The following is a 23,418-nucleotide window of genomic DNA, read 5'->3' as shown; positions in this document are numbered from 1 at the left end:
CAATCTTCTTATGGTCAAAAGCCTGAAGGTCGAAAGTCAAACGTCCAGCAGCCCTTTTCCGACCTTCGACTTTCCGGCCTCGGACTTTTAGACGTTTCATGGTTTATTGTACCGGCAGCGCCGAATCGGTAATCAGAACTGCATCCACCGCAACATTTTTTTCCGGCAAAAAAGAAAAGGTATGTTCGCCGGCAGCCAGCCGAAGCATGCTGTAATGCCGGTTTTTATTTTTGCCGTAACCGCCGGCAACCACGCCGCACCACATCCACCGTTCATCGGCGCGCATCAAAAAGGATTCCGTTGCGCCGGCGGCCGTTATTGTGGTGGTGATATTTCCGCCGGGCGGCGTCAGCGTTTTCAACCGCAGGCAGACCTGATAATTGCCGGCGGCGGGAACCGTAAACGTCACGCAGAACGGCGCGCCGGATTTTTTCATCACGGCATACGCGCCGCCGGAAGCACCGGCGGAAATTGCCGGATCAGTTCCCCGCGCCGCAATCGTTTCCGCTTCAATCAACTGACTCCAGCCGCCTTCCGGCAGTTGAATGGCTGCCGGCGCAGGGACATCGTCCGTAAAAACCAGTACCGGCCGCGACAGCCCGTTTGCAAAGCGGATTAAAAATGTACCGGCGCCGCGCCGGTCTTCCGGCAGCTTTGCAGAAATTAACCGCACCGTAAAATTTTGAGTTTGACCGGGAATCAATTCGCCGGATTCCGGCGTTACGCTGAACCAGTCGCAGCCCGCCGGCTTACAGATTTTAAAATTCAACAGCGACACATCCGCCGCAGGATCAACCGCCGCCGTCACGGTCGCCGGATTTTCGTCTAAATGAATCCGGCCTTTGTTTAATAAAACCGGAAGCGGGCGAAACGGAATGCCGCTGCCGGCGCCGGCATCATTTCCGGCGGCGGAAATTCCGGGAATAAAAACACCGGCATTTTTTCCGACGCTGTTTTCCGCCAGCGTATAATCGCCGGAAAGCGTATCGCGAAATTCCGGCGTGCCGAAAATTGCATTCAAACACTGTCCGGTTGACTGATATGTTTCCCGCACGGCTTCAAGTTCCGCCGGAATTTCTGAATGCAGCAGATCGTAATCGGCGTCGGATGTATATCTGACGGGCCATGATAATGTCAGCGGTGTTTTTCCGGCGGAAAAAATATTGTTGCGCGTCACCACTTTCACATATCCCGGAATCTGCGCCATGAACTCCGGCGCATTATCCGGAAGCGTTCCGAACGGACTGCCCACATTATATTTTGAAACCGCCGTGTTATTATAAAAGAACAGCCGCCCGTAACCGTACACTGAATAATTGTTTTTGACTGCGCTTTCTGAAAAACCGTCTTCATCGCCGAGATTTGAAATCAGATTCCGGAAAACATATGACGGACCCGTCATGCACGGCGCGGTGCTGATGCCGCAGTACGTCTGTTCAATGCGGTTGCCGTAGGTGCGGATATTCATTTGCAGGCCATCCAGCTCAATGCCGTCGTCGTTCGCAAACGCAAACAGATTGCCGTAAATATCGGCGTCGCGTAAAAAGCCGCACTCCGTATTGTTCCAGCCTTCCACCGCATCGTTCCAGCGGCGCAGATCGCTGCCGGTAAAATCATTGTACCGGATCACTGTTCCGCCGCGCGATTTTACAAAAACGGCATTCGGCCCTTCCGGATGCGAAAAGCGCCACGGATTTGCGGTGTTGCGCGGCGAATGAATAAAACAGCGTTCAATCACCACATTTCCGCTGTCGTCCAGATTCACGCCGGCGTCGTTATTAATGCGCGTCTTGCCATCGTAATAGCGTCCGTTGCCGCCATAATAAAGAGCCTGATCGCCGACGCGTCCGAATCCGGCGATGTCGCAGTTCAGAATACGGATATTTTCGCTGTCGCGAATGGTAATTCCGTGTTTGATGCCGCCGCGCACAGTGATGTTTTCAAAGATCACATAGGCCGCATTGGTGAACAGCAGCGTCTCTTCACTTTCCAGCGCGCCGTCGAGCAGATTCAATTCCGGCGTGCCGGAAATTAAAATCCAGCCGTCCGGCTCGCCCCGCTCTGAAAAAACAAACTGATACCCCTGAGGCGAAAGATCTTTCAGCGTATAACGTTTTGCAATCGGCGGCGACGATGTCCACGTTTTGAACGACTGCGCCGCAACCAGATTCGTACCGTCCATGATGCGAACGTCATATTGCGTGCTTTCTTTTAATCCAAAAACCGAACCGCGCCAGTCGGGATAATCCGGGCTGATAGAAAGCGGCAGCGCCGCGTTCCAGTTTTCCGTTCCGGCTTCGCAAATCTGAACCGCATGATTTTCCGGCAGCCGCTCTCCGCTCCAGTACAGACTGCAGTTTTCAAATGTCGGCACCGTTTTCAGTTCCGCCGACAGCACACTTCCCGCAACCAGCAGAAACGCCGCAATGCTCATTTTAAACTCTCCACTATATTTCCGGTTTACCATTTTTTCATTTCCGATTTTTCACCGCCAAAACGCCAGGAATTTTTCAACCATAGAAATCACGGAGACACGGAGATTAAATTCTCTGACTCTCTGTGTCCTCTGTGGTTTTTTTCCTGTGCGGCGCGCAAGGGACTGCGCGCCCTACCATTCTCTTTCGTTTACCTTTGTTTAAAAATCCGTTTCCATCCGCGTTATCCGCGGTTAAAATCCTCTGAATCTCCGTGAACTCTGTGGTAAAAAATCTATCCCTTGTTTTACTTCAGCTTCAGCGTATTTTTTTCCACAACAAACAGGTCGGCGAAGTTTCCGCGGCTGGATGCGTTAAACCGGATTTTTCCTCTGCTCCACAGTTTTTCAAAATCGTTCGCTTTAAAATTTTTGACAGAAAATTTTCCGGCGGAGCCTGCGGAGAAATCAATAAAGCCGGAACCTTCCAGCGCCAGTCCGCCGACGGAAAGCGAACCGTCGCCTTTCGCGAAACGGATGAATGAATCCGGCGTTGTTGTTCCGCCGAAGTTAAGCGTTCCCGACGCCGTCCAGGCGCCGCCGGAAAACTCAATCTGCGTGCCGGGATTAATCACACTCATCGTGCCGAATGTTCCGGCGCCGCCTTCAATGAACGTTTTTCCGCCACCGGAAAACCGGCAGCCGGCAGCACCTTTCACCGTTCCGCCGCTCTGCCGGAAAAGTGACTCGAAACAGACATCAAAATAACTGTCGGCTGAAATTTCGCCGCCGGTCATAATTAATTCGGCGCCGCTGGTAGACTCGCCGACGCGCACATGCGCTTTATTGCTGGACGCATCCGTACAGACAATTTTTCCGCCTTCCAGCCGCCATTTCGCGCCTTTATTCAACGTGATTGAGGTGACAGACCTCGAAATGGTTCCCTCTTTTTGCGTCACTACCCAGTCGGCAAAAACCGTCGCGCCGTTCACCGCCCACGATCCTTTGATGTCAATGGTTCCCGGATTGGATGCGGAGGGCAGTCCGTTATCCCAGGATTTTTCCCGGTGCAGCTCGCCGCTGGAGGCTTTCATACTTGTATCGGCAAAAATTCCCGCAGCCAGTGACAGCGCTGTAACATAAACCATCTTCTTCATTTCTGTTTTCTTTCTCTCTTTGATTTTTGCCGGCCCGAACGCCAGAGATTTTTTTTCAACCACAGAGATCACTGAGGCACGGAGATAAATTCTCTGAATCTCTGTGATTTTTTTCTTTTTTAACCGCCAAGATGCCAAAGAATTTTTTCATCCAACAAAATCCTGTTATCCGGTCAAAAATCTCTTTCGCGTATTCCGTAGTTTCTAATTTGCGTTCATTCGCGGTTTTAATTTCTCATGGTTAAATTTTTTCACTTCAGCGTCAGCGTATCGCCGGTAACGCTGAAAATATCCGCAAATTCTCCGGTGTTCGCCCCGTTAAACCGGAGAAATTTTTTATTCCACAGCTCCTCGAAATCACTCTGTTTATACTTTTTAACCGTGAAGCTGCCGCCGGAGCCGGAAACAAAATCAAAAAATACACTTCCGCTGATTTCCAGCCCGTCGACAGTTAACGATCCAGCGCCTTCCGCAAAGCGGATAAATGTGCCGGTGCCGGTGGTTGAGATTTTAAACAGTCCGGAAAATGTCCACGCACCACCGGAAAATTCAATCTGTGTGTTAGAGCCGAACAACTCGGCGCCGGTAAACTTCGCGGTACCGTCTTTTACAAAAATTTTCCCGGCGAAGCCCTGCCGCAACGTACCGGCGTCAATTTCGCCGCCGTTCTGACGGAAGGTCGAATTGCGCTGCACATCCAGGCTGAGCGACGCCGTAACACTTCCGCCGTTCATTGTCAGATGCCCGGCGGTTTTAGACTCGCCAACCCGCAGGCGCGCGGTGGTATAGATTGCGCCGTCCTTTTCAAGAATCCATTCCGTGCCTTCGTTCAGCAGAATCGCCGCCTGCGGACTGCTGCTGATGCGCTGAATCGTGCCGGCAGTTTGTGTAACCTTCCAGCCGCTGAGATACTCATGCACATCCCACTTGCCGGATTTATCAATTTTTCCAGGATTCTGCAGCGAGGGAAGTCCGGCAGACCATGCGGCGGGGTTCAGCAGCGTTCCACTTGTTCGCTGAATTTCCGTATCCGCCAAAATTCCGAGCGTTGAAGCGAGCGTAATCAGGCCGATCAGTGTTGTTTTCATTTTTTCTCCTGTAGGTTGATAAAAATATGGAGTGCGGCGGCTTGCCGCCGCTTTAGCCGTAGCGAGCTGCGGCGTGCGGAGCCTGCTCCGCACAAAGCGCAATCAAGATTGCGCACTCCAAAGCACCGCCGGAGAAATTCCGGCGGCGCAGTTTTACGGATTACCGCATGCGGCGATAGACTATCAGCGCCAGCCCGGAAACCAGGAACATCGTAAGCGCCGCCGGTTCAGGAATTACCGACAATGTGTCTCCGGTGACAGTAAAGTTGTCAGCAAACGTTCCGGTATTCGCGCCGTCGCGTCTGATCCGTCCGGTATTCCACAATGCTTCAAAGTTGGAAGCGTCTGTAAAACTGCTCACTGTAAGAGTTCCGTCAGAGCCGGTGACAAAGTCAATATATCCGGCGTTGAATGAGACCGTGTCAACGGTAAGGGAACCATCTCCAAGATCAAACCGGATCCCTGCGCCCGTGGTTGATCCACCAAAATGCAAATTTCCTGTCGTCGTCCACGACCCGCCGGAAAATGCGATTAATCCGCCTGTAACTGAGATGGAGCCGAATGATCCTGTCCCGCCGGAAATATTCGCCGTACCGCCGCCATTGGCGCCGATCTCAGCCGCTCCGGCGAATGTAAGCGTTCCGCCACTTTGCGAAAAAGAAGATCCGCTCCTTACCAGGAAATTTGTATTTGCCACCAAAGCGCCGCCGTTCATCACCATTGTTCCTGCGGTAGTAGTACTTCCAATGGCAACATGCTGCCCGCTCGTAACCGTGCCGCCCTGCAGCGTCCAATGAACTCCTTGATCAAATGTGATCACACCGCCGCGCGAGATCGTTCCGGCGGTTTGAACCGCTGTCCAGCCGGCAAAAGATGTCCCTCCCAGCGGCATTGATACATTGTTTGTAATCATGCCGACAACGCCTGCACCTGTCGGCAGTCCGTCGCTCCAGTTCTCTGCATTTCCGAGACCGGCGGATGCGGTGCTCCCGGTATAATATGTATATGTTTGAGCTGATGCTCCTGCGGCGAGCAGCGCTCCCGCGATGAATCCCGTCATCATCTTCTTCATTCTGTACTCCCTTCTGTTTGTACTGTTCTCTTTTTTTCCGGCACCTCACCGGAATAAATTACAGATTTACCGGCAGCGGCGACAGACTATCAGCGCCAGCCCGGAAATCAGGAATAGTGAGAGCGTCGCCGGTTCAGGAATCATGGTTAACGTATTTCCGGTAACATCAAACAATGAGTCGAAATTTCCGGTACCGGCGCCATTATCAATTTTAATTTTTCCGCTGTTCCACAACGTTTCAAAATTTGATGCATCATAACTGGTAACGGTAAGGGTACCTTCGGAACCGGAAGCAAAATTAATGTACCCGTTACCGGAACCGGTAATATTGCTGACGGTCAGCGATCCAGCGCCTGAATCGAACTGAACTACAGCATGACCGGAGGCAACTGATCCACCAATATTCAAGTTGCCATCGAATGTCCATGCAGCGTCGCCGGAAAGTTTTAAGACCGCATCATTATATGTAAAATTAAGAGTGCCGCCGAACGTTCCCGTCCCGCCTGAAATATCCGCAATGCCGCCATAATTAAATTCCGCGTTACGATCAAAGGCAAGCTTTCCGCCGGTTTGCTGTAATGTAGAATTGAATCTTATCTGGAGGTTGGTAGAAGCCGTTACAAGGGCATCACCGGAAACAATCAATTTGGCAACGGCATCATTCGTTCTTCCGACTGTAACATGCTGCGCGCTTGTAATCACACCGCCCTGGATCTTCCACAAAGCACCGCCATTAAACGCAACCGCTCCTGCTCGCGAAACCGTTCCGCCGGTTTGGGTGACCGTCCAGCCGATAAAAGGAGTCTCTCCACTTATGGTACCAGTTCCCTCGGTAACCCATCCCTGAACACCATTGGTCGGAAAATATCCTGTCTCGCCCATGTCATTTGTCCAGTTACTTGCCGTGGTAATCGCACCACTGCCATCGAAATATACATCAGCAAACGACCCCATCACAAAACACAACCCGGCCGCTAAGCCTGCTATACCTTTCTTCATTCTGTACTCCTTTCCTTTGTACTGTTCTCTTTTTTCCGGCGCCTCGCCGGAAAACTTCCCGAAATCGACTTAATGAATAATAAAAAGTTTGAGCACAGGAGCCGCCGTCAGCGTGTTCTGTGCATCACCGGCAACCCGCAGGCCCGACGAGGCAAAGCTGATGCCGTTCGCCGCGCCCTGTCCGTCAACTTTAATCCTGTTGGCATTCCATAATGCTTCAAAATCCGCCGCGCCGGAATATCCGGTAATCGTCAGGCTTCCTCCGGAACCGGAAACAAAATTAATGTATCCGGCGCTGATTGTTACTGCATCCACTGTAAGAGATCCGTCCCCGTCAGCAAAAGTAATTCCGGCGGCCGATCCCAATGTGCCGCCGAAATTGAGATCTCCCGCCGCCCAGTATCCGCCGGAAAATACCGCCTGCGAGCCGGGATTGGCAAACGTCAGGGTTCCGGCGATTGCGCCCGTTCCGCCGGAAATTTCCAGTTGTCCTCCATACTCAACCCGGGCTGAAGCGGCCGTTACGGCGCCGCCGCTCTGCCGGAGAAAGGAATTCATTCTGACCTGGAGAGCGCCGGCGGCGGAAACTGTTCCGTTGCTCAGCACGATGTCGCCGGTCGTTGTTGTACTCCCGATGTTTATATTGCCCGTGCCCCGCGCCTCAAGCGAGCCGCCGTCAAGAACCCATTTAACACCGCCGTCAAATGTCAGCGTCTGGCCGCGGGAAACAGTTCCGGCGGTATGAGTAATCACCCAGTCGACGGTGCTTTGTCCCTGTGAGGCGACGTCGTTGGTAACCCATCCCATATTCGTATCGGACGGATCGCCGTTGCTCCAGGCGCCGGAATTAAAAGCCGTTCCAATAAACCAAGTGTCCGCGGATAAGCCCGCAACAAGGAGCATTCCCGCCGCCAGTCCTGTTACAGTTTTTTTCATCGTTTCTCTCAAAATTTTCCAATAATCAATCGTCCATTAATCCGCCGGCCAGTCCACCGCATACCAGCTTGCCGGCGATGCCATCCGCAGCAGGTCGCCGTCGCCGCCGAGCAGGCGGTATTCCTGCGGAATGCGCGGATCGATGCGCTCAATGTAAAGCATATACCGTGTCAGCCGCGTGCGGTATCCGGGAAAGCCGAGCCCGAGCGTATAGGTTCCGCCGCCGATATTTTCCTGGAGCCAGACGCCCTCTTCGTTCTGCTTGTCCAGTGAGTCGATCGCCAGCGTTTTCAGGCTGCCGGTTGTGATCGACGAACTGTTGTCTGCGCCGGCAGAATCCGCTTTGGCGAGCATTCCATCCAGATCGGGACAGACGTGCAGATCGGTAATAATTGTGCTCATCGGGAATGATTTTGCGAGTGCCAGCTGTTCAGGATCGTCGAGGAAATAAATCTGGTTTTCCCAGGCGGCCACCGGACGGCCGGTGGCGATATCGTAATAGTAATGCATCTGTCCGCCCGGAAATGTCTGCTTGAGCCACGCGGAGGTTTTGCGAATCGGTTCAAGATAACGGTCGTCGCCGGAAAGCCGGTAGGCTTCAATCAGCGCTTTGGCGGCAACCGGAATGGCATCGAATGAAAGCGCCGGCGGCTCGAATTTGCGCGCCCACACCGGTTGTTTCTGATTATTGTATTGCAGCGCCCAGCCGCAGACGTTGTCGTTTTCAATCAGCGCCGCAACCATCCAGTCGCCGGCGCGTTTGACGGATTCCATAAACCGCGCTTCTTGGGAGAAGTGCCACAGCGAAATCATCGTATCCATCGCGTAGTTGATGGCGTAGTCGTTAATTTCCCCGCCCTGCGGTTCGCCGCGCGCGGTGACGCCGATGCCGCGGTTCAAATCCACATGATGCGACCAGCTGCCGTCGGGATTCTGATAATCAATATAAAATTCGCCGCACTCGATGGCCGCGTTTTTATAGCGCACATCGCCGGTGACCTTAGCAAGCGCCATTAAAAAGCCGAGCTGATCGCTCTGAACGCCGTCCTGCAGCAGCACGGAAGCACCAGGAAGCGGTTCAGGCCCGGTGATCGTAACCCGGTAGTTATTATACCAGTAGCCTGCCGGGTGTTGAGCGGCCAGCAGCATTTCGCCGGTTTTTATCGCCACTTCAAGATAGACCGGATCGCGCAGCACTTCATACGCATAGAGAAAATGTCCGGCGATGCGCGACGTTCCTTCCATTTTGTCCAGACTGATTTCGTCATGGGGAGTCACCCGGTCGCGTCCCTGCGATGTTGCGCCGAGTTTTGCCGGCCAGGTGTAAACCCGCTGCCAGCCGCCGAGATTCTGCAATCCGGCCAGCGTGCGCAGACTGTTGCGAACGCCGGTTTCCACGCGGCGGATAAAGGCCGCGTCGTCTCCGGAAAGTCCGTTATCGTCGTCCAGGTTTCTTAAACTGCGGTCGTAAATTGCCAGCTCGTCGAAACTGTTGCCCTGCTCCAGCAGTCCGCCGCTCACCTGCCGGCCCGCCGCGCTGCCGCCGACATAAAAGACCAGCGCCGCGCCGGGATGCACCGGCATTTCAAACGTGCCTTCCACCTGCTGGCCGTCCACGCTCAGCCAGCCCTTCTGCAACTGCGCGTCCCACGACGCGGTAATGCGGTACCATGTATCGGCATTGAACGAACCCTGCGTCCAGTCCACGCTCGACAGGTCGGTGTAGCGCGGATAAGTGTAACGCGTGAGACCCAGTGAAAGGCCGGAAGAAGTCCGCTTCACGCCGATATAATAATTCTGCGTTGTGCGCACCTGCCACAGCCACGCATCGCCCTGCGCGCCGGCCATCGCCGGGCCTTTGCAGTAAAACGTCACCGTTCCGTTTTCAGTGTTCACATTGTGATCGCCGCGGAAGTTGAGATGTCCGCCGATTTTTGTAATCGATACGGCGCCGTTGCTGACTCCGCCGGAAACGGTGCTCACCGTCAAACCGCCGGCGCCGCCTTCCGAGCGCGAAAATTCGGCATCCAGTCCGTTATCGAACGACGCATAGAAGGAAAGCGTTGGCGGGAAAATTTTATCCGGCGCAACCGGCGGCGCCGCGGATTGCGCACCGATTTCAATGCCCAGCGCCTGAGCCGCACTGCAGCACAGTATGCCTGTAATCATCACCAATAGCATATTTTCTTTACAGTTCGTGTTCTTCATACACATTACTCCGTTAATTGTGTTTTAATTATGAACTCCGGCAAGCCAGTGCCAATAAAAAAAACCCGCCAGAAATTATACTGATTTTTGGACAGTTCTTTTTATTCCACCGTCTGAAATTCCGAGCTCAGCGTCAATCCGCTGCAGGTCAGATTGAGAAACCATGCCGTTGTATTTTCCGGCAGGATTGCGGAAGCAATCCATGTTCCGTCGTTCTGCCGGAATGCCGCCGGCGTTTCGATCCAGGTGCGGTTTCCGGTAAAACCGGCGCCGGTTGTCGAAACCAGTACTGCTTTTTCCGGTGCGATGTCCGTCCTGAATTCTACAGCGACATCCGCACCGGCTTTTTCAACCCGGACCATGCCGCCCCACGGCCGGCCGGTGTTCACAATGCTTTCGGCAAAGGCATAACTGTCCGGCGGATTCCAGCCCTTCTCATGACTGTGTCCCATGCGGGGAATCAGCGAAACCATGTAGGCGCCGGGCATCGCGTGATAATTTTTTGCCTGACTGATCGGCGAAAATGCAAAATCCTCCGGCCACGACAGCCAGAGCGTCGGCATTATCGCACGGCTCATCCGGATCATCGGGTCCCAGACATTTTTATAAATTTCATTATCGCGCAGCGCGTCGCCATATTTATTTTCGCTGTCCGCCAGATGCCCGCAGCCGTAAACCGGGATGGCGAATGCAAAACGCGGATCAATGCCCATCACGGTGCTGGTGATGATTCCGCCCCACGAAATTCCTATCACGCCGATCCTGCTTTCGTCAACTTCCGGAAGTGAACGCAGCAGCGAGTTTGCCAGCACCGTTCCGGCGACGGCGTGATACATCCACTGATCTTCCAGCGGCTCTTTGGTGTCGCCATATGTACTGCCCTGCGGCGCGCCCGCCCATTCGTGCCGCACCCAGATTTTATTCCGCGCTGTGGCGCTGTAGTTGCCCGTCCACTCGTCGGTCTGTCCGCCGGTAGCAATGGAAATTGCGGCGAATCCTTTTTTGTTCCACAGATCGACCCACTCTTTGAATGCGGTTCCGCCGCCGCCGTGCACAAGAACAATGCCGGGGATTTTTTTACCGCCGGACGTTTCCGGCACGCCGATCCATGCGAACACTTTCGCCGGTTTTCCTTTATATTGCACCGAATCAAAAAACACGGTTTTCATGATGCCGTCAGAATCTCCGGCATCCTGTACTGCCGGCGCATTCGTCAGCGAACCGAGCGCCAGAACCTGTTCGTTCATTTGTGAGAAATCCGCTCCGGCGGACATCGATGCAATCCCGCAAACTGCTGCAATTAATCTTTTCATTTCCACTCCATTAATTTTTTCCACACGCTTCAATTTTTACAGAATCAACATAAGCCGCCAGCGGCGATATGCTTGCTGCCAGTTCGCGCATGATGATTCGCGCAATCCGTTCGGCGCCGGCTTTATTTGTATGGCTGGGATCAATTTTCCCCTGATCGTTGATGCGATACAGCGCAGCGGCGTTTTCTTCGCCCATCTCTTCCCATTCGCGCACCTGATTATCCCATAGTTCGAGACAGGGTTTGTTCAGTTCCGCCGCAACTTCGCGGATTGCCTGACAGTGCTCCAGCCGATCGGTGCGGATGGCTCTGCCGGATTTATGGAAAACCGCTTTGGTTTTATCCGCATTGAACATCATGGATGTATTCAGCGTTACGAAAATAATGTGCGCGCCGGCAGCGCCGGCATCCGCCGCAAACCGCCGGAGATTGTCGCGGAATTCTGTCTGCGGATCAGTATAACCGAGTTTACCTTTAGTGTCGTTGGCTCCGAGAGTCATTAGAATATAATCCGGTTCGTCGGCCAGCAGTTTTTCCCAGCGCCTTTCGGCGATAAAACTTTTGCTGCTGCGTCCGCCTTTTGCATGATTCAATATTTCGGCGCCGGGCTTGAAATAATCGCCGATCACTTCGCCCCAGCCCCAAATCAGTTCCGGCGCGCCGGAATGATACGTTTCGCAGGCGGAACTCCCCGCGATCGCAACGCGAACGGTTTCGAGCGGATTAGTTTCCGCATAGCCCGTCGCAAAAAACACCAATATTGCCAATAACTTCATTTCCGCTCCTGTACGCCGCCCGCCGGAATTTCCGGTGATTATACAGCGATCATGAATACCGGCACAAAAAAACCAACGGGAAAAAAGTGACAACCGCATTCCTTATTTTTGGACACGCCGGCTTGACAGCAGGAAAATTTCCGTGAAGATTGTTGATTCATGGGAAAGCACATTGCGTTATATTTGGAGCCTTTGGAAATTTCCGGCCTGCTGCCGTCCGTGTTGACGTATGCCGAACACGCCGGATGGTGCGAAGTGTCGCTGATTCCTTGTGAGCTCGGACGCCGAGGAAGATTTCCCCGCACAAAATTTGACGGTGCCATCTTAAAAATCAACTGCCCGGAAATCTTGAACGCTGCCAAAAAAATGCAATGCCCGGTCATCAATATTTCTCAGGCGCTGCCGGAAACGAATTATCCGATGTGTACATTTGATAATTATGAAATCGGCGTACTCGCCGCCCGGCACCTGATCTCCTGCGGTGCCAAAACATTTGGCATGGTTTATTCTGAATACGAATTTGCCAAATACCGCCGACAAGGATTTACCGATGAACTGCACCGGCAGGAATTCACCCTGCTGGAAGAAAATCTGTTCCCCTGGAAGGAAATCGATCAAAGAAAATACCGGCAGATCATCCGTTCCTGGCCATGCTGTTTCGGGCTGTTTTCTGATTCCGACTACGGCGGCAGAGATATTATTCACCTGATTGAAAAACTCGGGCGCAGCGTGCCGAACGAAATTGCAGTTCTCAGCTGCAACAACGCCATCGAACTGTGCATCGACTGCATTCCGACGCTAAGCAGTATTGAACTGCCGGAGGCGGAAGTCGGCACCGCCGCCTGCAAACTGCTCGACCGGTTGATGCGCGGGGGAAAAAAAGTGCCGCAAAAAACAATTATTAAACCTGAGCGGATTGCGGTGCGCGGATCCAGTGATGTTCTGATGGTTGAAGACCCTCAGGTTACTGCCGCGCTGCAGATTTTAAAAACGCCGAGAGGCCTCCGCCTGAATGCCGGCGAACTGGCGCAGCGCCTGATGATTGCGCGACGGACACTCGACCGCCGGTTTTACCGCTATCTTGGTCATTCTGTCGCCGACCATATCCGTGATCTGCGGCTGGAGAGGATTAAAGAAGAACTCGCCGCCGGCAATCAGACCGTCGCTGAAATTGCGATCAACGTTGGATATCTGTCCACAACGCACTTGAGCCAAGTCCTGCAGAAAGCCACCGGCATGTGCCCTTCAGATTTCCAGAAAAACAGATAAGGAAAAAGGCATTAGGCACGAAGCATGAAAAATCTCCGGCGTTCCGCCGGCAAAAAAATTCATTTCTCTTTTTTCCTTTGTGTCTTTGCGTGCAGAATTTTTTCTGCGCAGAATGTAGCAACAGTGTTTGTTGAAAAAGTTATGAGAGCTGGAACCCGGGATCTGCGAGCAGCCGGTTGGCCAGTACGATTAATTTGCATGCCACTGCAATGAGCGCCGCTTTTTTCTTTTTTCCGTCGGCGATAAGCCGTTCATAAAACTCCTTCAGGATTGGATTGCGGCGCCGTGCACTTATGGCGCACATGTAGAGTGCACGCCGCACTTCCGCGCGGCCGCCATGGATATGGCGCTGGCCGCGGAACTTTCCGCTGTCACGATTGTGCGGCGCTAATCCGGCCGGCGCCGCTGCCTGGTTATCACCGATCTGACCGGGTTCAGGCATCGTACTGACGAGTGTCAGTGCACCGGTGAGTCCGATGACGTTTCTATCTGTGGTTCAGCCATGTTTAAACGAAGTTTTTCATCCTTGCACATCTCAACGAGTACTGTGCGCCGATGGATCAGTGCATTGAGCGCGGTCCGCCACTGCGGCTGCTGTACATACAGCCGCGGTTATTCAGTGTACCGAACAACGATAGAACTTTTGCGTCAAGCTGATCGGTCCTGGCAAGGATCTTACGCGACTTCGCGAAGTCGCGTACGCTTTGGGGATCAACCCGGGCAGCATCAAGGCCTGCGTCTGTGAGCCTGTCACACAGCAGGCGTTCGCATCCGCCGGTGGATTCACAGCAGATGATTATGTGTTGATCTGCATTCTTAATCCGCTCAATGAGCCGGCGGATACCGGCTTTGGAATTAGGAATGTGTGCGGGTTTTGAATCAAACGAATCGATGTCCAGAAACTCCTTTGAAACATCGACACCGATGTAGACGGCCTTGTCATTCATTGTATACTCCATCCTTATGATACGAGCCCGGTTGCTCAGACAACAGTCCGGGTTAGTACATGCGGGAGGCAGGGGCTGAGCTACGCTTTTGGACTCAAGGTTCAAGGGCGAACCAGCCTTACTCCCTCCGGTTCACCGGGGGCGGCCGCCCCCGGTGAACCCTTCCAATCAACCGCAGTGTCATTGAAAGCAGATAAAAGATAACACACAGGGGAACATACAAGGGACTGCCGCCCTGCCGATTTATTCGTGTAAATTGGCGTCCATTTGCAGTTAAAAATTCGTTTCCATCCGCTCCATCCGCGGTTTGAAATTCATTTCAGGTTTGTCTATCCGCTTAATCCTGTCTAGATTATAAAAAGAATTTAGGAGAATTGGATGAATTGGCTTTCAGGCATAGAAAATCCCGGCATCGGCGGCTGGATCGAAATTACGATTCTCTCCTTTATTTTTTATTATCTGATTAAATTTTTCCGCGGCACGCGCGCGTCCGCTATTTTTACCGGTCTGGCGGTGCTGTTTGTCTGTCTGATTTTAATTACAAAATTCACCAATCTGTTAATTATCAACTGGCTGCTGCAGCGCGTCATGATTTATCTGGCGCTTGCGCTGGTGGTGATCTTTCAGCCGGAAGTCCGGCGCGCATTGGCGCGCATCGGACAGCGCACGAATTTTCTTGGTACGAAAGGCCGGCGCGCACTGGCGGATCCGATTGTACTGGCGGTGAATATGCTGGCCGAACGGAAGATCGGCGCATTAATTGCAATTGAACGCGATGTTGAAACAAAGGGTATTCAGGATACCGGTGTGGCCTTGCACTGCGATGTCAGTGCGGAACTGCTGGCCACTATTTTTTATCCCGGCACGCCGCTGCACGACGGCGGTGTGATTATTAATGAAAACAAGATCGCCGCTGCCGGCTGTGTTTTCCCGCTGTCGCAGAACGACGATATGGCGCGTACGCTCGGCACACGGCATCGCGCGGCAATCGGAATGACGGAAGAATCCGACGCGGTGGTGATTGTTGTTTCGGAAGAAACCGGTGTGGTTTCGATCGCGTATAACGGGCGATTGAAACGCGGGTTTGATGAAGCGCATTTAAAACGCGTGCTGTCGTCGTTTCTCGGCCGCGAATCGAGCGGACTGAAAAAACTGAAAAGTCATCAGCCGGCATACGCCGGCGGACAATTGAATTTTATTTTCGGAGAAGCACCGCAACATGACTGAGCGGAAAAAGACAATTAAAGATTATATTGTACTGCTGTGGAAAACCGTTTCGTACCACTGGCTGCTGAAACTCGGCTGCGTGGCGCTGGCATTTGCGGTGTGGCAGGCGATCCGCGAAACAACAAGTTTTGAAATTCTAGTGACGGATGTGCCGGTGGAAATTTCTGCCGGTCCGGGGCGCGCGGTGATGGATCAGTCGGCGGAAACGGTCAATATCCGTTTCCGCGGTGCGCGTGAAGATTTACGGTTTATCAGCAGCGATGAACTGGCAGTGTTTATTGAAGTGCCGCGCACGTCTGACCGCGCAAAACAGTCTGTTAAACTTCAGCCGCGATTCGTGCGTACCACCTCGCGCGCGCAAATTGTCCAGTTCGATCCATCGGAAATTACAGTCTCCATCGACCGTGAAGTGGAGCGTATTCTGCCGGTGAAAGCGGTGTTCGAAGGTGAACTTCCGGCAGGCGTTCAGCTTGAAAAAACAGAGTGTACGCCGGCAGCGGTCCGGGTGCGCGGCGCTGAACAACTGCTGCGCAATCTCGAACTGGTGCGCACCGTGCCGGTGAGTCTGGACGGACGTTACACATCGTTCCGTACAGCCGCAATGATTGCCGATACGGCGGAATTCTGGAATGCATCGCCGGAATATGTAACAGTAGATTTTACTCTGGTTGAACGCGTTGTTACGCGCCGGCTTGAAAATATAAATATCCGGGTTCTGGTATCATCGGCTGAGTCGCGTGTGACAAGAATTTCACCGGAAACCGCGACCATCGAGTTGTCTGGACGCACTGCGAACGTAGACGATCTGCATCGGCACGATGTATATTTATATGCCGACTGTTCAGAACTGACGGCGGCGGGCGAATATGAAATGCCGGTGCATGCGGCGGTGCCGGCCGGATTTAAAACCGATCGCATTGAGCCGGCGACTGTAAAAGTAACTGTTAAAAAATTATAATTTCTATGCACAAACTGATTTTTATTTTAACCGCTTCCGTTTCCGTTGCTGCTGTGCTGATGGCTCAGCACCCGGACGGAGGAATTTCAACCAATATTTTTGAACATGCTGACACTGCACTTCCCAACCGGTGGGATTCCGCAGCGGAAGAAACCAATGCGCCGCCGCTGCTGCGGCGTCCCGATCAGGATGTCGACACAGAGCGTGAACTGATCATTCAAACAGAAACCGGCTCGCGGATTGAACTGCAGGATGAAACTGAAACTCCGCCGGAATTTGCTGCGCCGGAAGGGGTGCAGCACGACAGCCGCACCGACCGTCTGTTGAACGCCGCACAAAAATATATGGAAGAAGGAGAGTATTTATCAGCCGAAAAAGCCTATCTGCGCGCCCGCGAAAATTATCCGGAGGATGCTGAAATCCGGTTTCGCCTCAGTACGCTTTACATCACGATGAAACGCTATTCCGAGGCGATCAACTATCTGAAACAGCTCATTGAAGAATATCCCGATAATCCGCTGCTCTACAACAACCTCGCGTGGGTTTATGCCACCGGCGGACGTGTGCGCGACGGTGCGCTTGCGCTGCGTTATGCCCGTGAAGCACTGATGCTTTCACCGTACATGCCGTCCATTTGGAACACGCTGGCTGAAGCCTATTATGTTTCCGGTGAATACGAAAAAGCGGCGCAGATTTCAACGGAAGCGCTGATTCTGCTTTCAAAAACCAATCCGCGCGAAACAGAGGTGCAGTCGTTTCAGGAACAGCAGGCAAAAATTCAGCGCGCTCACCGCACCTACCGTGTACTGCAGGGCCTGGACGAATACGATAATTAAAAAGATGTTGATCTGCCCGATCTGTCAAATCTGCCTGATCGTATGATATGAAAAACAGCTGGAGCAAAAACGATCTGATTCATTTTGATGCAAAGCACGATGTACTGGTTGCGCTGGATTCCGACGGTTGTGTGTTTGACAGCATGACGATCAAACAGCAGATTTTTCATACCGGCATCATTCGCTTCTGGCAGCTCGAAAACGAAGAAAAGGAATTCCGGCGAATCGCCGAATGGACAGCGCTTTATTCGCAGTGGCGCGGGCTTAACCGGTTTGAGCTGCTGCTCAAAATTTTCCAGAATATGAAAACCGCTGTGCCGTACTTTCCGGCACTCACCAGAATCCCGAATACCGCCGCACTCGAGCAGTTTATAAATTCTGGTCGTCCGCTCAGCACGGATGAGCTGGAGAAATTTATGATTGTAAATGCGGGCGATGATCGCGCAATAACCGCACCCGCCGGATGCGGCGATAACGAAGATTTGCGCCGCATCCTGAACTGGAGCCGTGCAGTAAATATAGAAATCGCCGGTGTAAAAGAGATGCCGGTGTTTGCTGAGGTTGAAACATCACTGCAAAAAATTCGACGCGACTGCGATGTCATTGTCGTTTCGCAAACTGCCGAAGAAGCGCTTGTGCACGAATGGCGTAACGCCGGTCTTGAAAAATATATTGATGTGATTGCCGGCGCCGAACTCGGGTCAAAAAAATCGACGCTGCAAACCATTATGTGCGGACGCTATGCACCGGCGCACATGCTCATGGTTGGCGATGCCCCCGGCGATCTTGCCGCCGCCCGCTCCGCCGGCGTGAATTTTTTTCCGATCATTCCCGGCGACGAATCCGCCAGCTGGATTGAGTTGCGTAACACTGCATTAAAAAGAATTACTGCCGGAAATTTTGCCGGGGAATATCAGACAGAATTAATCGACCGTTTTCACGCCGCACTGCCGTTTACACCGCCGTGGAAGAAAAATTAGCTGCTGAAAAAGTCAGCGAAAATTTTACTCACTTCTGTCTTTCGACAGTGTACTTTAAATTCACCCCATAGATCATATGTTCTTTTTGTCACGGCTTGCCCGCCGGTGCGTTTCGTGTTTTACTCTCTTTTCGTTTTAGCTGAGGAAACCCGATGAAATTTACATTAAGCTGGCTCAAAGAATATGTCGATTTTGATGATACCGTTGAAGGTCTTGCCGACCGCCTGACGTTCGCCGGTCTTGAAGTGGAAAAAATTGAAACTGTCGGCGGTATGTTTGATGGCGTCGTCGCCGGAAAAATTCTCGCCGTCGAGCCGCATCCGGATGCCGATAAACTGCGGTTGTGTAGTGTCGATTACGGCGCCGGCGCAACGCTTAAAGTGGTTTGCGGCGCTCCGAATGTCGAAACCGGCGGCGTCTATCCATTTGCGCCGGTCGGCACCGTACTGCGCGGTGAAAAACTGAAAAAAGCTAAAATCCGCGGCGTCGAATCGCTCGGTATGCTCTGTGCAGCGGATGAACTCGGACTTTCAAATGATCATTCAGGGCTGATGGTTCTCAATCCCGGAACTGTTCCCGGCACACCGCTGACCGAAATTATCGGCGCGCCGGAAACGGTGTTCGAACTTGAAATCACGCCGAACCGTCCGGACTGCTTAAGCGTCATCGGCATCGCGCGCGAAGTCGCCGCAATCTACGGCGCGCCGCTGAAAATTCCGGTGCCGGAAATTAAAGAGAGCACCGCAGCAGTAGAAAAATATGTTTCTGTTGAAGTTCAGGATACCGGAAAATGTCCGCGCTATACCGCGCACGTTTTGAAAAACATTCAAATTGCACCGGCGCCGGAATGGATGCAGAAACGGCTCAATGCCTGCGGCATCCGTTCCATCAACAACGTCGTCGATATCACCAACTATGTCCTGCTCGAAACCGGACATCCGTTGCACGCGTTCGATTACACGCTGCTGCAAGCGGGGAAAATTATTGTCCGCAACGCCGGCGCCGGTGAAAAATTTATCACGCTTGACGGCACAGAGCGCGTATTAAATGAACATATGACCGTCATTGCCGACACCGAAAAAGCCATTGCGCTCGGCGGCATAATGGGCGGACTTAATACTGAAATTAATGATCATACCAAAACTGTTCTGCTCGAAGCGGCGGTGTTTGAAAAGTCAAACATTCGCGCCACTGTAAAAGCGCTCGGGCTTTCCACTGACAGCTCCTACCGTTTTCAGCGCGGCGTGAATGCAGAGTCTGTTGAATGGGCGAGCCGCCGCGCCGCCGCACTCATGCAGGACTTTGCCGGCGCTGAACTTTGTGCCGGTGTGCTTGATGCATACGCCGCGCCGAAAACCAGACGGCAGATCACTGTTCACTGGCATAAAATCTGTGATTTGATTGGATTGGGAATTCCGGCGGGTACACAGAAAGAAATTTTTGAATCGCTCGGAATCAGCGTGCTGGAGAGCGATACCGAAAAAGCGCTGCTCGAAATTCCGGCCTTTCGTGACGACCTAGAACGCGAAGTTGATTTGAGCGAAGAAGTGATCCGGCTGTACGGTGTTGATAAAATTCCGGAAAAAATGCCGGACGCCACCACGATCTCCGGCGTCAGTGATGCGCGGATTCGCGCCATTCATGCATGCCATAAAAATCTCGCCGGACTCGGCGCACGTGAAATCATGAACTACACGCTCGTCAACCACGCCTTGCTCGATCTGTTCGGCAAAGAAAATTACGACGCGCGTGAAGAGCTGCCGCATCCGATCAGTTCGGATCAATCCGTACTGCGCACCTCGCTTATTCCGCAAATGGTTGAAAGCCTCGGACGCAATAAATCGCGTCAGATTAATGAAGCTCTCTTTTTTGAAAGCGGGCGCACCTTTATCAAAACTGAACAAGGAACAAAGCAGGTTGAAAAAATCTGTATCGGCCTAATGGGAACCGCCGGCCGCGGCGCACTCGATAAACAGCGCCCCGTCACCCGGGAAGAAACTTTTTTGCATCTGAAAGGACTGCTCGAAAATCTGTTCGCCGCACAGAAACTCGTTAAAGTACAGTTCCGTCCGCTCGATAAAGCACCGGAATTTTCCGCCGGCACCGCCGTGGAAATTACCGCCGGCAAACGGAAAATCGGCGTGCTTGGATTGATTAACGATGCCGCGCGCAAAGAGTGGCGCTTGAACGATCCGGTCGCTGCCGCCGAAATTGATCTTGAAGCGCTGATCGAAAACGTCTGGCGCCGGTATCCCGTCAAAGATATTCCGCTCTATCCGAGCATCGACCGCGATTTTGCATTTATCGTGGACGAACAGGTGAAGCATGAAGAGATCGTCAAAGCTGCCAGATCTGCCGCGCCGGCGGAACTGGAAACAATTACGCTGTTCGATCTCTTTCGCGGCAAGCCGCTTGAACAAGGCAAAAAGAGCATGGCATACAACTTTATCTACCGCTCTCCAGCCGGCACGCTCACCGACGAAAGAGTGAACGCCTTCCATGACATCGTCGGTAAAAATGTCTGCGAAGCCACTGGAGCCGCTATCCGTGAAGGTTAATAGCACACGCAGCTTGATTTCCTTTTATCCGTTGCGGTGAAATTATAAAATCCGGGTAGATTGTAAACGCAAGTATCCGGTTGGAAGCATAGAAATTCCATACCAGAATGAACCTGTCTTCATTCGACAAAACAAAGGAAAGGAGCATCGGCATGGAACAGGGACAATGTATCACACAGACCCGCGGAAGGGAAAGCATTTGACGTACGAAGAGCGCATTCAGATTGAGGTGTTGTACCGGAGGGGAGAACCGGCCGTCCGGATTGCCGCGCTGCCCGGATGTGCGAAGCGTACGATCCGCCAGGAGCTGAAGTGCGGCTGGGCTGACCTATCGCATGGAGAGTATTCCGTAGAAGAACGGTGTAATGCCGCAAACGCACCGTGGCTCCGGGACACAGCATTATCGACCGTCCGCCGGCGGTTGAACCCAGGAAGAGTTCAATCATTGGGAGATCGAAACGTGGATCACTACCTATCCACGAAAACTATTGAATTTTAAAACAGCGGAAGAACGGTTCGATCAGAAAATGACGGCATGAATCAAAAATCTCCAACCGGACACTTGCAGTTACAATCTACCATGAGAATATGGTGTACAGAATTTTTTCTTTTTTCATTGCAGGCATTTTTATTTCACCGAATCTTGGCGGCATGAAAAAATTGATCGCTGTTTTTGTTTTACTGCCGGTTTTTCTTTTTTCCGTTGCGCCGGATTTTTCAGAGTTTGCGCGCCGGGCTGAAAACGGCGAGCGGCTTTGTGTCGCGTTTTTTGGCGGAAGCCTGACCGTCGGCGCGAATTCAACGGATCCGTGGAAAACATCATACCGCGCTATCATTTCCCGCAAGCTGGAGGATCGTTTCCCGATGTCGCAGTTCCGGTTTATTGATGCAGCGCTGGGCGGCACCGGTTCGCAACTGGCGGTGTTCCGGCTGGATCGCGATGTGCTGGCGTATGAGCCGGATCTGGTTTTTCTGGATTTTACGATTAACGACAAGGCGTTTGATTTTCCGAACCCGGCGCGGCTGGCGGCGTATGAGGCGGTTGTCCGGCGACTGGTGTTGGCAGGGATTCCGGTGTTGCAGGCGCGTTTTTCAATTAAAAAAGACGGCCTGCCGAATCCGCCGCCGCGCCCGCTCGATGCGGAGCATAAAAAAATTGCTGAGGCGTACGGACTGCCGCAGGCGGATGCGGTTGCTTTGTTGAAAGAGCGCGTCGCCACCGGAATTGCAGATGCAAATGAGCTGTGGGATACGCCCGATTCTGTTCATCCCGGTGACGCCGGATACGCATTGTATGCGGCTGCGGTGTGGGATGCGTTTGAGCAGGCGATCAGCAATGCCGCTGTTTGTCGCGCGCCGGAAAAAATGCTGCATGCGGAAACGTATGTGACGGCGAACCGCTTCCACATTGCCGCCAACGGCGATCTGCCGGACGTCTGGACACGCGCCGAACCGCACCGGATTGCGATTGCATTCGATTTTCTCTGTTCACGCTGGATGGGCACACTGGCAGTGGCGGCGCCGGGAGCAAAGCCGCTGCGGTTCCGCGTACGCGCTTCGGAGGTGATGCTGTTCGGTGAGAGTACAAAAAAATCCGGAGCGTTCAGCGTTCGGATTAACGGTGAGCCCGCCGGAACGTTTAATGCAAACTGCGCCGACGGCAATATGCGACTGGTTAAAATCATTGCGTCCGGTATGGATGCCGGAAACGAGTGGCTGCTGGAGATTGTGCCGGAACTGTCCGCCAGCGAGGAGCTGCGGATTGAGAGCATTTGCGCCGCCGGTTTTCCGGCGTCCGTCGCACCGGAAAATTAGAAGCAGGATACGCTCCTGAATACGGCGTATCCTGCAGCGATTTTTTTGTTTTGAATACATTCCGTTTTTTTGGGCATGTCCAAAAAAAGGGAGATAATTTGGACAGTTTATATTTTTGAATTGCACCGTGTTCTCCCCGAAAATAAATCCGGATCTTGATATGGGAGGAACTGATTGCACATTCGTTTTCATTTCATCCCGTGGCCCGGAAATTAAGTTTTATCGAAGTCTGTCGCAGAATACCCCGTGGCTTGTCGCGGGGAGGTTTACTAGTTATGAAAAATATTGTTTTTATAGGCGGGTGGGGACATTGGTTTGAGGCGGCAAATGAATTCGGTGCGTGTGGTGATGTTCACTTTTCCGGCGTGGCGCCGGCGTATGCCGGCGAAGAACTTTCCGGCGGTTTAAATCATCCGTCGCTGGCCGGAATTACGGTGTTCAGCAGCTGCGAAGATTCATGCGCCGGAATTTTTACATTGAGCAGCGGTGCGCCGGCGACGGTGAGCGTGGACTATTTTTGTCCGCAGTCCGCCGGCACGCATGGCAACGACTGGATCCGGATTGTCGGTACCGCCGGAATTATCGAAGCGCGCGCGAACGAAAATCTCGTTACACTGCTGAAGGACGGAAAAACTCCGGTGCCGGTGGAGCTGGATATTCCGCCGCCGCTGTATCTGCCGTTTGTTGAAAAGAACACTGCACTGACGAATACCGTCGATGCTCTCAAATTAACGCGTTTCGTTTTGCGTGCGCGCCAGTCTGCCGATGAATGTTCAATTATCAATATTCAGCAGTTAACCGGCAATGAACAGCGTCTCGAAACAGTTTTTATATGGAGCAATGAACATTGAGTATTAAACATTTGCC

19 protein-coding genes are annotated in these 23,418 nt (G+C 52.7%); 8 read left to right on the top strand and 11 right to left on the bottom strand.

Annotated elements, in window-relative coordinates; all coding sequences use genetic code 11:
• Positions 1-103: 103 nt before the first annotated feature.
• The 9 genes from WC959_02030 to WC959_01990 form a co-directional block, all read right to left on the bottom strand.
• On the bottom strand, positions 104-2,467 hold the full coding sequence (locus WC959_02030; GenBank protein MFA5687921.1) for a right-handed parallel beta-helix repeat-containing protein: 2,364 nt from the start codon (positions 2,465-2,467) through the stop codon (positions 104-106).
• Positions 2,468-2,721: 254 nt separating this feature from the next.
• Positions 2,722-3,570: a hypothetical protein gene (locus WC959_02025; protein MFA5687920.1), complete on the bottom strand. Its 849-nt coding sequence runs from the start codon at positions 3,568-3,570 to the stop codon at positions 2,722-2,724.
• A gap of 251 nt (positions 3,571-3,821) precedes the next feature.
• Positions 3,822-4,658: a hypothetical protein gene (locus WC959_02020; protein MFA5687919.1), complete on the bottom strand. Its 837-nt coding sequence runs from the start codon at positions 4,656-4,658 to the stop codon at positions 3,822-3,824.
• Between the two features lie 160 nt (positions 4,659-4,818).
• The gene (locus tag WC959_02015) at positions 4,819-5,730 is read right to left on the bottom strand and encodes a hypothetical protein (protein ID MFA5687918.1); all 912 of its coding nucleotides are present in this window, start codon (positions 5,728-5,730) and stop codon (positions 4,819-4,821) included.
• 66 nt (positions 5,731-5,796) lie between these two features.
• A complete protein-coding gene (locus WC959_02010) occupies positions 5,797-6,729 on the bottom strand; it encodes a PEP-CTERM sorting domain-containing protein (GenBank protein MFA5687917.1) in 933 nt (310 codons plus the stop codon).
• A gap of 69 nt (positions 6,730-6,798) precedes the next feature.
• Positions 6,799-7,665: a hypothetical protein gene (locus WC959_02005; GenBank protein ID MFA5687916.1), complete on the bottom strand. Its 867-nt coding sequence runs from the start codon at positions 7,663-7,665 to the stop codon at positions 6,799-6,801.
• A gap of 36 nt (positions 7,666-7,701) precedes the next feature.
• On the bottom strand, positions 7,702-9,873 hold the full coding sequence (locus WC959_02000; protein ID MFA5687915.1) for a glycoside hydrolase family 47 protein: 2,172 nt from the start codon (positions 9,871-9,873) through the stop codon (positions 7,702-7,704).
• A gap of 101 nt (positions 9,874-9,974) precedes the next feature.
• Positions 9,975-11,186, bottom strand: coding sequence for an acetylxylan esterase (locus WC959_01995; GenBank protein ID MFA5687914.1), 1,212 nt, complete (start codon positions 11,184-11,186; stop codon positions 9,975-9,977).
• Between the two features lie 10 nt (positions 11,187-11,196).
• Positions 11,197-11,961 carry a GDSL-type esterase/lipase family protein gene (locus WC959_01990; GenBank protein ID MFA5687913.1) on the bottom strand — a complete coding sequence of 255 codons (765 nt, stop codon included), beginning with the start codon at positions 11,959-11,961 and terminating at the stop codon, positions 11,197-11,199.
• A gap of 159 nt (positions 11,962-12,120) precedes the next feature.
• Between WC959_01990 and WC959_01985 the strand changes: the two genes are divergently transcribed.
• Entirely contained in the window at positions 12,121-13,230 is a 1,110-nt protein-coding gene (locus WC959_01985; GenBank protein ID MFA5687912.1) for a substrate-binding domain-containing protein, read from the top strand.
• A 139-nt stretch (positions 13,231-13,369) separates the two neighbouring features.
• Here the strand turns inward: WC959_01985 and WC959_01980 are convergent, their stop codons facing one another.
• Both WC959_01980 and WC959_01975 read right to left on the bottom strand, forming a co-directional pair.
• On the bottom strand, positions 13,370-13,708 hold the full coding sequence (locus WC959_01980) for a transposase (protein MFA5687911.1): 339 nt from the start codon (positions 13,706-13,708) through the stop codon (positions 13,370-13,372).
• A gap of 82 nt (positions 13,709-13,790) precedes the next feature.
• Entirely contained in the window at positions 13,791-14,177 is a 387-nt protein-coding gene (locus tag WC959_01975) for a transposase (protein MFA5687910.1), read from the bottom strand.
• Between the two features lie 378 nt (positions 14,178-14,555).
• On the opposite strand from WC959_01975, the gene cdaA reads away from it, so the two are divergent.
• The 7 genes from cdaA to WC959_01940 all read left to right on the top strand — a co-directional run bounded on the left by cdaA (position 14,556) and on the right by WC959_01940 (position 23,402).
• Positions 14,556-15,404, top strand: a complete 849-nt coding sequence (cdaA, locus tag WC959_01970; GenBank protein MFA5687909.1) for a diadenylate cyclase CdaA — start codon at positions 14,556-14,558, stop codon at positions 15,402-15,404.
• Positions 15,397-16,362 (top strand): CdaR family protein, encoded by a 966-nt coding sequence (locus WC959_01965; protein ID MFA5687908.1) that lies wholly within the window; start codon positions 15,397-15,399, stop codon positions 16,360-16,362. Before cdaA ends, WC959_01965 begins: the two co-directional genes overlap by 8 nt.
• Positions 16,363-16,367: 5 nt before the next feature.
• Positions 16,368-17,198, top strand: a complete 831-nt coding sequence (locus WC959_01960; GenBank protein ID MFA5687907.1) for a tetratricopeptide repeat protein — start codon at positions 16,368-16,370, stop codon at positions 17,196-17,198.
• A 47-nt stretch (positions 17,199-17,245) separates the two neighbouring features.
• Complete coding sequence (locus WC959_01955; GenBank protein MFA5687906.1) at positions 17,246-18,178, top strand: HAD hydrolase-like protein; 933 nt, start codon at positions 17,246-17,248, stop codon at positions 18,176-18,178.
• Between the two features lie 152 nt (positions 18,179-18,330).
• Entirely contained in the window at positions 18,331-20,736 is a 2,406-nt protein-coding gene (pheT, locus tag WC959_01950) for a phenylalanine--tRNA ligase subunit beta (GenBank protein ID MFA5687905.1), read from the top strand.
• 588 nt (positions 20,737-21,324) lie between these two features.
• Positions 21,325-22,551: an SGNH/GDSL hydrolase family protein gene (locus tag WC959_01945; GenBank protein MFA5687904.1), complete on the top strand. Its 1,227-nt coding sequence runs from the start codon at positions 21,325-21,327 to the stop codon at positions 22,549-22,551.
• A gap of 275 nt (positions 22,552-22,826) precedes the next feature.
• On the top strand, positions 22,827-23,402 hold the full coding sequence (locus tag WC959_01940) for a hypothetical protein (protein ID MFA5687903.1): 576 nt from the start codon (positions 22,827-22,829) through the stop codon (positions 23,400-23,402).
• Positions 23,403-23,418: the final 16 nt, after the last annotated feature.

The sequence above is a fragment of the Kiritimatiellales bacterium genome, assembly GCA_041656295.1.
In the GTDB taxonomy this organism is placed as follows: Bacteria; Verrucomicrobiota; Kiritimatiellia; order Kiritimatiellales; family Tichowtungiaceae; genus Tichowtungia.
The sequence above is the reverse complement of the archived record's forward strand: the minus strand, read 5'-3'. Positions and strand labels throughout refer to the sequence as shown.